We start from the raw sequence: 12449 nt of genomic DNA on the forward strand, positions 1-12449 counted from the left end.
AACACGGTAAGCATATTGGTATTAATACATATTGCTTTGTGTTACCTGATCGTTTATTCAACAATGTAACCAATCTATACGTACTCAGGTGATCATTGGTAGCCTGTTCCGTTCTGATACTTGCTCAATTGTCCAAAAATATATATTCAGAAAATTATGTTACTCATTAGTTAAGAATAAACACACGGAATTATTGCCTGATATTCTTTACATCAGTGAAGCCACCGTTATACTGAAATACAGCATCAAAGCCGGGAGAATAATTCCCCGGTTACCGATGGAGGCGACATGAACAGCCAGGAACACATGGAGAGAGCAACAAGAAAACTCGCCGGACAAATTGAAAAACTGACACAGAATACGAATCAGTCTGATACTGATATTCCCGGGTTGAGACTCAGCCATTGGGTATCTCCGACATCACCTGCGGGTTATACACATATATCAAGTATTTGTTTGATTGCTCAGGGAAAGAAACGTGTTCTGCTCGGCGAAGACAGTTTCACTTATGATGAGAATCATTTTCTTATTTCATCCGTTGATCTGCCCATTATTGCTAATATTATTGAAGCCAGCGAAGATAAACCCTATCTGGCGCTTACCCTGGAGTTAGATCTGCATGAAATATCACAATTGATTGCAGAAAGTGGCTTATCATTTAATCAGAGTACCGGTGCACAAAAAGGAATTGCGGTCGGTGAGTTATCAGAGCCGTTACTGGATGCCTTTATTCGCCTGATGGCGCTGCTTGAACATCCTGAAAGTATTAAAATCCTCGCCCCGGTTATTAAACGTGAAATTTTTTACCGTATGCTGACTACCGGACAAGGTGCCCGTTTAAATCAGATAGTGACTGCCGGTAGCCATAGTCACCAAATATCTAAGGCCATCGACTGGCTGAAAAATAATTTTGTGAGGTCGTTAAGTATTAATGAACTTGCTGCTTATGCCGGTATGAGTAAATCTGCGTTTTATACACATTTTCGAATAATGACATCAATGACCCCGCTGCAATTTCAGAAAAAACTTCGCCTGAGTGAAGCCCGCCGTTTAATGCTGACTGAACATCTGGATGCGGCTACCACCACATTCAGGGTGGGTTACGAAAGCCCGTCACAATTTAGCCGGGAATACAGCCGCTTGTTTGGCGCACCACCTTTAACCGATATTAAAGCGCTGAGAGAAACGGGATCAGTCTGACCCCGGTACAGGTAAATATGCGTACGATTATTTTTTTTCTTTATTTTTGTATTTCGGAAAAACAGGCAATAGACAGAGAGTATCAGACATTCATTTCCGGGATATAAAGCAGTAGTCTTTATCCTGATATCACAGCGTTACCCTATTCATCCTCAGGTGTGCAAAAATTGCACAACAGCCCTGTATCAAGGTTAATTCATAATAAGGATAGAAAAATGCAACTGGACTTTACTTATTACAATCCGACAAAAATCCATTTTGGTAAAAATTCTCTCACTAAATTAAATGATGAATTAACGCAGTATGGTGAGACTGTGATGCTGGTATATGGTCGTAATGCGATTAAAGCTAACGGGCTTTATGATAATATTATGACAATTCTTGCGGCTGCGGGGAAAAAAAGTTATTGAGTTGTCCGGCGTAATGCCGAATCCGACATATAACAAAATGATGGAAGGCGCTGCACTGGTCCGGGAACATAATGTCAGTCTTATTCTGGCAGTTGGTGGCGGTTCAGTCATAGATTGTGCAAAAGGCATATCGGTATCAGCCTATTGTGAAAATGAAGATCCATTTCAGAAATATTGGATTGAATTTAGTGAAGTCGATAATAAAGTTGTTCCTGTCGCGTCAGTTCTTACGATGGTCGGAACCGGTTCTGAAATGAATGGTGGTTCAGTAATAACACATGAAGCCACAAAATATAAAGCAGGGCGGGTTTTCCCGGCGAACATTTACCCTGAATTTTCAATTTTAAATCCGGAATATACATTCACTGTTTCTCAATATCAGATGGTCAGCGGTGTATTTGATACGATGTCTCACCTGATGGAACAGTATTTTTCTGATCAGGGTGCGAATACCAGCGATTATTTGATCGAAAGTCTGTTGAAGTCTTCCGTTGATAACCTGCGTGTTGCGCTGAAAAATCCGGATGATTACGAAGCCAGAAGTAATCTGATGTGGAATGCAACATTGGCACTGAACACCATTACGGGTTTATCAAAAACACAAGACTGGCAAGTCCATATGATTGAACATCAATTGGGTGCTTATACGGATTGCGCTCATGGTATGGGATTAGCCGCGATATCTTTGCCTTATTATCGTCTGATTTATAAATTTGGTATTGAGAAATTTGTACGGTTTGCAACTCAGGTATGGGGTATTTCCTGTGAAGGTAAAACTCAGAACCAAATTGCACTCGAAGGAATTGATGCACTCGAACATTTTACTAAGGAATGTGGCATCGTGACATCACTTAAAGAGTTGGGTGCAACAAAAGAGATGCTGCCAAAAATTGCAGAGTCAACCACCATTATAGGTAAAGGCTATAAAAAAATTAACATCGGAAGAGATCCTTAATATTTTGGAAATCTGTTTCTGATTATAGTCATTTGACTAAAGAGGCTGACTGATTTTATTGATATTAACTAAAAATATACTCATGCCAGCCTGTCATCAGACGTTTAATTTTGTTAGTGCAGGACGTATCCGTGTTGCACTAATAATCCAGCTGATCTATTTATCTTTCCGGGGATATTTTTACCGAAATGCTCTATTCTATAGTCGAGTGGGGTGCAATAATAAAATCAGAGTGATAATAAGATAACCAAGGTACGCCATATTACTTCATTATTATAGTAATTGTATTTACCAGTGTGTTTTTTTCCTGTGAGTGTTTTTTTAATCCTACGGGATAGCTTGTTTCGGCATGCCATTATATGAAAACTAATATTAACATCCTAATGAATGGGTAATATCTTATTTTCAATTAACATCAAAATAATGTCTTGATTTAACTTTTAAAAAAAACAGATCATAGAATAAGTGCATGTAATTATGTTTTTAATTTATAAATATATAACATGACATGGTACGTTATTTACTTGTTGATAAGGAAATCATTATGAAAGAATTATCTGTTAGTGAGCGTGAAATTGTCAGCGGAAGTGGGTTATTTGATTTTCTGAGACCAGGTACAGGAAACGTTTCTCCTCCTGTCACACCACCAACTGAATGTACTGGTGGCGGTAAATTAATTATTGGTGGCGGGATCGGGTTCGGGATTGGTATTTTTCCGTTCTTTATCGGACCAATGATTGGTTTTATCAGATCATTTAATTTGTAATATGTGGTAAGTGCTCTCAGAGTATGAATCATATTAAGGTCACTCAGGTGGCCTTTTTTACATTCTGTTTTCCGGATAAAAAAAATACCCGGTGTTATGGGCACCGGGCAGAAAGAGATATAGGTATGAAAATCATGAACGGCAGGTATAAACAGTTCATGCACGCATGGTAATGGATTTAACTTAAACAAAGCACCAACAAAGTTGGTCAAAATTTAAAATTAGTATGCGGTGCATCATTAGCTGTATGTTTCTGAGCTGATAGTATTCAGATAACATTTTGATTATCAGTGGTTTTACAAGAGCAGAATGAGCGTGAATTACAGTCTGAATTAACCTGCCCGCCAATACAGGAAGCGGTACTTACGGGCAAAGCGGCATGTTGCTGCCCGTCACAGGACGGAAAATAAAGATAAAAAAATGCCCGCAGGATAATAATGCGGGCAGAGTACATCAGTAATAAAACCGGGTCATTATATATCCTTATTCATCCAAACCGCAGGTTGGTTGGCTACAGTCAGTCGGCAGCCTGAATGACGTTGGGTATAGACTCCGTGAAATAAAGAGAATATCAATTAATTAAAAACGCTTATCAATATAGCCGGTGTGATAAAGAAGTACAGGTCAAAAAAAGACCATGTCCAGTTTTCAGTATTTATACTTATCCCTGATTGTGTTTTTAATTAACGCCTGAGATGTGTTTTAGGTTGACTGTAAGTAATTAATTTTTATGTTAAATGTCGTTTTTTTTCTGTGTGGGTATCAAAAAAAAAGCCTCTGAACAAACAAAGCGGGTTCAGAGGCATCAGGTGTTACTTTCAGCTTGGTAACAGTTTAAATATAGTTAAGATATATGAATTAGTCAAAAAATGATTTGTCATAATACGTGTTTTTATCGCTGCTTTATGACGGGATATTATTGAATCCCCGGATAAACGAAAACGCCTTTCAGTTTATGGTGGAAACTGAAAGCGTTTAATCAGATAATATACCTGCGTTCATTTAATCATCCCATTTAGGGCTCATTATTGTAGCAAACAGGCAGGATGTAATAATTAACCCCAGTGTCAATAAAAACATATACTCTCCTCAATACCGCGTTAAATTAGTCTGATAAAACACTCCGCTGAACATGTATAAAGCTGTTGCGCTGTCAGTAATTAATCTTACCGGGAAAGCGTGGTAACGCAATGAAAGTAAAGTATTTTATTGTAATTTTTTGTCATTGTCAGTGCTGCTGTACTGACGAAGGATCATGAATGTAAGTAAATATCGATAAAATGAAAATATTGTCTGCCGGAGAAAGTAGTAGCAATAAATTAAAAAAAGTTGTAAATTGATTGAATGATGAATAATAAAATTACAGCTCAGTTATCTCACAATGCTTTTTGGTGGCGCACAACGTGCGGCGCCGGTTTTGTTATGTCATTTTAATTTTAACAAATCGCCGCCGGAGTGCGGCGATTTCATTTCAGGTATATTGCACTTCACTCTGGCGGCTTCTGATATACCCTTATTCATTCAAAACTGCAGGTTCGTTGGCTGCATCCTGAATGACGTTGGGTATAGTATTCAAGAGGAAATAGTATGCCAGCTCATCAAACCAACCCGATTATCCTGACCGGCGACCGTATTACCGGGCCATTGCATCTTGGTCATTATATCGGCTCCCTGCAACAGCGCGTTTTACTGCAACATTCGTCCACTCAATATGTGTTGATGGCAGACTTACAGGGTCTGACTGATAATGGCTCACATCCGGAAAAAGTTAATCGCTATCTGTATGATGTGGTTGCTGATTATCTGGCGGTTGGTATCGACCCCGGGCGCTCTGTGATTTGCCTGCAATCCGCACTGCCTGCGCTGGCGGAACTGACACTGCTGTATCTCAATCTGGTCACTGTTTCCCGCCTTGAGCGCAATCCGACAGTCAAACATGAAATCATTCAAAAGCAATTTACCCGCACCGTTCCGGCAGGTTTTCTTATCTATCCGGTAAGCCAGGCGGCAGATATTTCGGCGTTCAAAGCAGAGCTGGTGCCTGTCGGGGAAGACCAGTTGCCGATGATTGAGCAAACCAATGAAATCGTCAGTAAAGTAAACAGTATTACCGGCGAACCGCTGCTGGTGCATTGCCGTGCGCAGGTTGGTAAAGCAGGGCGGTTGCCCGGCATTGACGGCAACGGGAAAATGTCAAAATCCCTCGGAAATGTGATCAATCTTTCGGTCAGTGAGGATGAGTTAACCCGCGCGGTGAATGCGATGTTTACTGACCCGCAGCACTTGCGGGTATCTGATCCCGGGCGGATTGAGGGCAATGTCGTGTTTACGTATCTTGATGCGTTTCATCCGGATACCGCCCTGATTTCTGAGATGAAAGCGCAGTATCAGGCAGGTGGGCTGGGTGACCGGCAGTGTAAAACGGTATTGAATGACTGTTTGCAATCATTGTTGGCACCGGTGAGAGAAGAGCGGGTGCGTCTGATGGCGGATAAACCTATCTGCTTTCCGTTATCCGCAGCGGCACGGAAAAGGCGCGGGAAGTAACACAACAAACGTTGGATCAGGTAAAGCGGGGCATGGGGCTGTTTGTCATTTGATTGACGGATCATGCGGTTTTAACCGGATGCGATTGATTCCCGTTTCCGGGAGGTTTACCATATGAACCATATCTGTTTCATATATGGTTTATCAGTAAAGGATTTCACGTGGGTATTGTTAAAATCTCCGATGAATTACATGTTTATCTGCGCCGTGCGAGCAATGTAATGTCACGCTCAATCAATGCACAGGCGGAATTCTGGATAAAAATCGGTATGCAGGCTGAAATGAATCCCGATAAAACCTTCACAATGCTTATCAGTGAGATGCTGGAAAAAGAGTCACTGAGCCGGAAAGGAGAGCAGCATGAGTAGTATCGTTATTAAAACAGCCGCGGAAATCGAACTGATGCGGGAGTCAGGTCGTTTGCTGGCACAGGTTTTTGCCATGCTCGATGATTTCATTAAACCGGGTGTCTCCACGCTGGCGATCAATGACAAAGTTGAAGATTATATTGTTAATACACTTGAGTCCCGCCCCGCCAGTAAAGGGCAGTACGGGTTTGAGTATGTGCTGAATACGTCACTGAATGAAGTGGTGTGCCACGGTGTGCCGAAAGCCGATGAACTGGTAAAAGACAAAGATATTATCAATGTGGACATCACCCTGGAAAAAAACGGCTTTATTGCTGATTCCAGTAAAATGTATGTGATGCCGGATGCTTCTCCGTTGGCAAAAAAACTGGTGAAAGCCACTTATGACGCTATGTGGGAAGGTATTCAGCAGGTAAAACCGGGTGCAACACTCGGTGATATCGGCTCTGCTATTCAGCACTATGCGGAGTCACGCGGCTACAGTGTGGTGCGCGAGTATTGCGGACACGGGATCGGGCGTGAAATGCATGAGTCACCGCAGGTTCTGCACTATGGTGTCCGTGGTCAGGGGACAGTACTCAAAGAGGGAATGACCTTCACGATTGAGCCGATGATCAACCAGGGGGGTGCTAAGATCAAAACCAAAAAAGATGGCTGGACTGTTGTCACGCGGGATAAAAAATTATCTGCGCAATCCGAGCACACGATTGTGGTGACGGCAACCGGTTATGAAGTGCTGACGCTGCGTGCGGATGAAACACTGCGCTGATCCACCCGATACAGCGAGTGTTAGTGAGAAGACCCGGCTGCCGCCGGGTTTTTTCATATTTAACGTCAGGCGCGTAAAAAACGCAGAAACTGTTCGTATAATACTGATCCCAAAGTATTCACATCATAATTGCAGGAGTGCGGCAGGGTATCAACGGCAGCATGCATACCATGATAAATAATCATGGCAGTGATATCCGGATGTGCGACCTGCCATACTCCGAGAAGCTCTGCTTCAGCAATCAGCGCAATTAATTGCGTCAGTACGGCATTTTCATGCTCATTTCCCTGCTGATGAAAGCCCTGATGAAACAGAACATCATGCAGCTTCTGTTTTTCTGCATACGCGGTGACGGAGCGTTCACACCAGGCAGCCAGTTTTGCATTTACATCACCGGCAGCACAGGCATCTGTTGCCTGCTGAGTTTGTGATAAAAACCACTCCATATAGCGCTGACGCAGCGCCTCATAAATATCCGGCTTGGCGGCAAAGTAGTGATAATACGTGCCTTTGGCAACACCGGCGCGTGCCACAATATCGCTGACAGTAGTTGCATCAAATCCCTTTTCCAGGAACAGTGCTTCGGCGGCATCCATCAGTTCATTGATCCGGACGTCGGCAGGCTTAAAACGGGGTTTGTGTTCCGCTGACTGAGTCATAAACGCGCCTTATATAACGGAAAACAGAGATTATGCCATTTCCGGCAGACTAACGCGAAAAAAACAGGTAAATAAAAACCGTTCTCATTTGAATTGACCGTCGGTCGGTCGATGTGTATTCTGCATCAGATAAAGGAGAACAACATGAACCGAATTCGTTATTTCGCCGTCACCACGGCAATCTGTCTGGGTACGTTTATGGCAACGCTGGATATCAGTATTGTCAATGTGGCACTTCCTGCTATTCAGCAAGAGCTGAATACGTCAATGGTGTCATTGCAATGGTTGATCGATGCTTATGCGCTGTGTTTATCCGCCCTTATTCTATCTGCCGGACCGCTCAGTGACCGGTGGGGGCGGAAAAAAATGTGGCTGACCGGCGTGGTAATTTTTACTCTCGGCTCATTACTCTGCGCACTTGCCGGAGAGCTGACATTATTACTGGCGGGGCGGATTGTGCAGGGGATCGCGGCGGCATTACTTATCCCCGGGGCGCTGTCCCTTATCTCTCACACCTTTACTGATAGTCAGCAGCGGATCCGCGTGATAGGTGTCTGGTCATCCGTCAGTGCGTTGTCACTGATTGTCGGGCCGATACTCGGTGGGGTGCTGGTGCATACCACCGGCTGGGAAGGTATTTTTCTTATCAATATCCCGATAGGTATTATCACTTTTCTGCTGGGTGCGTATGGTATAAGTGAAAGTTCCGATCCGGAGAAAGCCGCGTTTGACCCGGCAGGACAACTGCTGAGTATTGCCGCACTTGGTGCGGTGACGTACGGGCTGATTGAGGCGGGTAGCCGGGGCTGGCTGCATCCGGTGACATTATCAGCAGTTATCGGCGGTATTGTTTTATTTCTGATTTTTTTAGTCACTGAAAGCCGGGTGGCGCGTCCGCTTTTACCGCTGGCAGATTTTAAACAGCGGGACTATCGTCATTACAATCTGGCCTCATTTGTGATTGGTTTTTCCGCCTATACCAATGTCTTTTTTTATTGCGCTGTTTTTACAGAAAGCACAGGGCTGGAATGCGCTGGAAGCGGGATTGCGTATGTCGCCGGAATTTATTGCGATGGCACTGTTTTCATTTTCATTTGGTCAGATTTCCCGCACATTCAGTATTAAAGGGATTCTGGGCACCGGCCTGGCACTAATAGCGGGCGCGTGTGCGCTGATGACGATGCTGACGCCGTACACACCTTATATTGCAACGGGTCTGATGTTGTTTATGCTCGGCACAGGGATGGGATTATCGATTCCGGCAGTGGGGGCGCTGATTATGCATACGGCTGATCCTGCGCGTTCAGGCGTTGCCTCTGCCACACTGAATATGATGCGCCAGAGCGGGATGACCCTGGGAATAGCGCTTCTCGGCACACTGATGACACAGCGCGCGGTAATACTTGCCCGGGGCAGTAATCTGGCGGATGCGGAACAGCTTATTACCGGTACACAAGGACAGGAGCTGGCGGCGGCGGTACAAAATAGTATTTATGAGGCGTTTGCCGGAGGATTCAGTCTGGCGATGGCGGGCGCAGCATTGTCGGCGGCATGGATATTTATCCTGATTTTTTATCCCCGTCACCACAAAATACGGCAGGAAAACGGGAAAATAACCTCATAACAGAGAAGGGCTATCCGGGACGGTTATTTTGTGATTAATTAGTCAATAATCAAAATAACACTATAAAGCAGATAGCGTGCTGACACGCGGAGACGTCATGTTTGAACAACTGGGCATACTGAACATCGGGACATATTTAATCGGCGCCATTTTTATTATCCTGGTCCCCGGTCCGAATTCACTGTATGTCCTGAAATCCAGCGCAACATTCGGCTATAAGAAAGGCTATCAGGCCGCGTTCGGTGTATTTGTCGGGGATGCGGTTCTGGTCTTTTTGTCATTCCTGGGCGTGGCGTCTGTTATTAAAGCGTCCCCGGTATTATTTACGGCTGTGCGTTATCTCGGGGCGGCATATCTGCTTTATCTGGGATTAAAAATTCTCTATGCCACCTTTATTCAAAAACAGAGCGATCATGACGATAAGCCTCTGCGGGCTGAGAATGCGTTTAATAAAGCGCTGATACTGAGCCTGACAAACCCGAAAGCCATTCTGTTTTATGTCTCTTTTTTTTATTCAGTTTATCGATTTTAACTATGCCCATCCCGGGATAAGTTATGCGGTTCTGGCACTGCTTCTGGAAGCGATTAGCTTTATTTATCTCTCCTTTTTAATTTACAGTGGTGCAAAATTATCCCAATTTTTCCGCCATAAAAAACAGGTGGCGAAAGCCGGTAACAGTACTATCGGGTTATTTTTTATGGGGTTTGCCGCCAAACTGGCATTATTTACGGCGTGAGATAAAGATAACAGATAATACAGATAACAAAGACGGATGGCGCTTCCCGGGCGCACATGGATGTGTTTACAGCGTCTTTTCGTTTTGCCCGTTATCAGCAGACCCGGAACTTTGCAGAAAATCCCGCTATACTGGGCGCAATAGCAAGTATACGGCGCGATAGTAAGCAACCAGGTGTTAATGTGACTGATAACGTAATTGATAATTCAACACAATATAATAACGACGAATATTGGATGCGCCGGGCGCTCGCACTGGCAAAAGAAGCCGGTGAGGCGGGGGAGATCCCGGTCGGTGCGGTGCTGGTAAAAGATAATCAGCAGGTTGCCGGTGGTTTTAATCAGCCGATCCGCAGTCATGACCCCGCCGCACACGCCGAAATTCTCACACTGCGCGAAGCCGGTGCTGTACTGGGCAATTATCGTCTGATTGATACCACTCTGTATGTCAGCCTTGAGCCGTGCATGATGTGTGCCGGTGCGCTGATCCACAGCCGGATAAAACGGCTGGTCTTTGGCGCAGCGGAGCCGAAAACAGGCGCCGCCGGGTCGTTTATTGATTTACTGACACTTCCGCGCCTTAATCACTATATGGATGTTACCGGCGGGGTGCTGGGGGAAGAGTGCTCTGCATTGCTGAGCGATTTTTTCCGCCGCCGCCGCGCAGAAAAAAAAGCCCTGAAACGTCAGAGTGCAGAGAGTGGCAGCGACAGCGCGTCCTGATCAGGGATTACCGGCAGAGGTCAGCATATTTTTTGCCGGTTCATCTTCAGGATTTTGATTTAACAACAACTCTTCATTATGTAAATCCAGATAACCCTGCAAACTAAGCTGATAACGGCGCACACCTTCCACATAGCGATAAGCTTCGTGTCCCCGTGCGTAACCATAAGGCAGATTCTGATAATAGGCCTTTTTACTCAGCAGCGGCAGGCGGGATTTCACATCCAGCCAACTGTCCGGGTCTGCGCCCTGCATTTCTGTCAGCCTGCGCACATCCAGCATGTGGCCGTACCCCATATTGTACGCCGCCAGGGCAAACCAGATTTTTTCATCTTCTGCGATGGAGTCCGGTAATTTATCCATCAGATAATTAATATAGGTGCCGCCGCCTTTGATGCTCTGCTCGGGGTCGAGGCGATCCTCAATACCAAAAAAAGAGGCAGTCGGGCGTGTCAGCATCATAATGCCGCGCACACCTGTCGGGGAGGTGGCGGTCGGGTTCCAGTGAGATTCCTGCCATGCGATAGCCGCGAGCACCTGCCAGTCCATCTTTCCGGCGTATTTCTCAAACAGCGGGCGGTATGTGGCTAACTGTGTGTTGATCGCAGTAATAAAGGTTTTGGTATCCACATAATTGAACTGGTTCATGTGGCTGAAATATTTTTCTTCCAGGCGCGCGAGGGTATCGCCTTCACTGGTCTGATTGAAAAAATCAAGCAGAGCGGCATTCAGGCTGCTGTCCTCACTGCGTTTAAGATACCAGGTCATGGGCTGATTTTCGGTGACTTCAAAGGCGACCGCCACATTCGGATGAATATGCTGCTCCTGCGCCACGCTGACTGAGTCACTGACCACATAATCAATATCGCCTTTTGCCAACTGTTGCAGCAGGCGGTTGCTGTTTATGTCATCAACTTCGCGGATATCCAGATCAGGATATTTTTCATTTTTCAGCTTTTGCAACAGGCGTGCGTGTGCGCTGCCGGTTGTGACATAGACCGGCGAGCCGAGATCCCCCAAATCACGCGGGCGCTTATTTCCCATGCGGTACAGGAGTTGCTGGGCGACGGTGTAATACGCCGGGCCGCTCATGGCGGAACCCAGGCGATCTTCATTGTAAATCAGACCCGCCGCCAGCAGATCCGCATCATTGTTATTCAGGTCATCAAACAGGTCATTGACGCCATCGCGTTCCTGAATCACCAGCTTCACGCCGAGATAGTCCGCAAAGCGCTGCGCCAGTTCATAATCAAAACCGCTGGGCTGTCCCTGCTTATTAAAGGTAATAAGCGGTGAGGCCATCGCGCTGACCCGCAGCTCCCCCCGGGCAAGGATCCGGTTGAGCTGCTGTTGCTGCGTCGGCCAGCTGATATTGATGGCGATCAGCGCCGCAGAAAAGAGCGCGACGATGACGATAACAACATAGTTTATTTTTTTTATGTACCAAAGGCGTTTCTCACCGGTTACACAAAACGGATATATACGTGCATAAATTACCATGGTTATATTTCCAGTAATCGGACATTTTGCTCAAGATTTTGTCAGTGTGCAACTTTATTCCGCTCCCGGGGGCTGAGATTAAGAAAAAATAACGGGATGAAAAAACGTCACGCAAACGGTTTCGTCGGCGTCAGTATTGCTCTATACTGTGCCCGTTTCCCCTCCGGGCCGATGGCTCAGCGTGTTAAAAAG

The 12449-nt window shown here is 45.3% G+C and carries 9 protein-coding genes and 3 pseudogenes; 10 read left to right on the forward strand and 2 right to left on the reverse strand.

The window, feature by feature from the left end; all coding sequences use genetic code 11:
• Window positions 1-288: 288 nt before the first annotated feature.
• From AYY16_RS01685 to map, 7 genes and pseudogenes are all read left to right on the forward strand, one after another.
• Complete coding sequence (locus tag AYY16_RS01685; RefSeq protein WP_067361205.1) at window positions 289-1200, forward strand: AraC family transcriptional regulator; 912 nt, start codon at window positions 289-291, stop codon at window positions 1198-1200.
• A gap of 215 nt (window positions 1201-1415) precedes the next feature.
• Window positions 1416-1610: an iron-containing alcohol dehydrogenase gene (locus tag AYY16_RS21340; protein ID WP_208020714.1), complete on the forward strand. Its 195-nt coding sequence runs from the start codon at window positions 1416-1418 to the stop codon at window positions 1608-1610.
• Between the two features lie 13 nt (window positions 1611-1623).
• Window positions 1624-2565 (forward strand): iron-containing alcohol dehydrogenase, encoded by a 942-nt coding sequence (locus AYY16_RS01690; RefSeq protein WP_208020715.1) that lies wholly within the window; start codon window positions 1624-1626, stop codon window positions 2563-2565.
• A gap of 544 nt (window positions 2566-3109) precedes the next feature.
• Entirely contained in the window at window positions 3110-3331 is a 222-nt protein-coding gene (locus AYY16_RS01695; protein WP_067361208.1) for a hypothetical protein, read from the forward strand.
• A gap of 1587 nt (window positions 3332-4918) precedes the next feature.
• Window positions 4919-5931, forward strand: a pseudogene (gene trpS, locus AYY16_RS01705) (tryptophan--tRNA ligase).
• A 108-nt stretch (window positions 5932-6039) separates the two neighbouring features.
• Window positions 6040-6246, forward strand: a complete 207-nt coding sequence (locus AYY16_RS01710; protein ID WP_067361214.1) for a ParD-like family protein — start codon at window positions 6040-6042, stop codon at window positions 6244-6246.
• Entirely contained in the window at window positions 6239-7015 is a 777-nt protein-coding gene (gene map, locus AYY16_RS01715; protein ID WP_067361217.1) for a type I methionyl aminopeptidase, read from the forward strand. The genes AYY16_RS01710 and map overlap by 8 nt, the downstream gene beginning before the upstream one ends.
• 65 nt (window positions 7016-7080) lie before the next feature.
• Here the strand turns inward: map and AYY16_RS01720 are convergent, their stop codons facing one another.
• On the reverse strand, window positions 7081-7674 hold the full coding sequence (locus tag AYY16_RS01720; RefSeq protein WP_067361220.1) for a TetR/AcrR family transcriptional regulator: 594 nt from the start codon (window positions 7672-7674) through the stop codon (window positions 7081-7083).
• A 144-nt stretch (window positions 7675-7818) separates the two neighbouring features.
• On the opposite strand from AYY16_RS01720, the pseudogene AYY16_RS01725 reads away from it, so the two are divergent.
• The 3 genes and pseudogenes from AYY16_RS01725 to tadA all read left to right on the forward strand — a co-directional run bounded on the left by AYY16_RS01725 (window position 7819) and on the right by tadA (window position 10757).
• A pseudogene (locus AYY16_RS01725) lies at window positions 7819-9298 on the forward strand (MFS transporter).
• A gap of 97 nt (window positions 9299-9395) precedes the next feature.
• Window positions 9396-10035: pseudogene (gene leuE, locus AYY16_RS01730) on the forward strand (leucine efflux protein LeuE).
• A gap of 197 nt (window positions 10036-10232) precedes the next feature.
• Complete coding sequence (gene tadA / locus AYY16_RS01735; RefSeq protein WP_263317260.1) at window positions 10233-10757, forward strand: tRNA adenosine(34) deaminase TadA; 525 nt, start codon at window positions 10233-10235, stop codon at window positions 10755-10757.
• Here the strand turns inward: tadA and mltF are convergent, their stop codons facing one another.
• On the reverse strand, window positions 10758-12257 hold the full coding sequence (mltF, locus tag AYY16_RS01740; RefSeq protein ID WP_082970556.1) for a membrane-bound lytic murein transglycosylase MltF: 1500 nt from the start codon (window positions 12255-12257) through the stop codon (window positions 10758-10760).
• Window positions 12258-12449 lie beyond the last annotated feature (192 nt).

The organism is Morganella psychrotolerans (assembly GCF_001676155.1).
Lineage (GTDB): Bacteria > Pseudomonadota > Gammaproteobacteria > Enterobacterales > Enterobacteriaceae > Morganella > Morganella psychrotolerans.

Coding starts and splice junctions, on each gene's coding strand:
- AYY16_RS01685 (WP_067361205.1), top strand. CDS start 289: ATGAACAGCCAGGAACACATGGAGAGAGCAACAAGAAAACTCGCCGGA.
- AYY16_RS21340 (WP_208020714.1), top strand. CDS start 1,416: ATGCAACTGGACTTTACTTATTACAATCCGACAAAAATCCATTTTGGT.
- AYY16_RS01690 (WP_208020715.1), top strand. CDS start 1,624: ATGCCGAATCCGACATATAACAAAATGATGGAAGGCGCTGCACTGGTC.
- AYY16_RS01695 (WP_067361208.1), top strand. CDS start 3,110: ATGAAAGAATTATCTGTTAGTGAGCGTGAAATTGTCAGCGGAAGTGGG.
- map (WP_067361217.1), top strand. CDS start 6,239: ATGAGTAGTATCGTTATTAAAACAGCCGCGGAAATCGAACTGATGCGG.
- AYY16_RS01720 (WP_067361220.1), bottom strand. CDS start 7,674: ATGACTCAGTCAGCGGAACACAAACCCCGTTTTAAGCCTGCCGACGTC.
- mltF (WP_082970556.1), bottom strand. CDS start 12,257: ATGGTAATTTATGCACGTATATATCCGTTTTGTGTAACCGGTGAGAAA.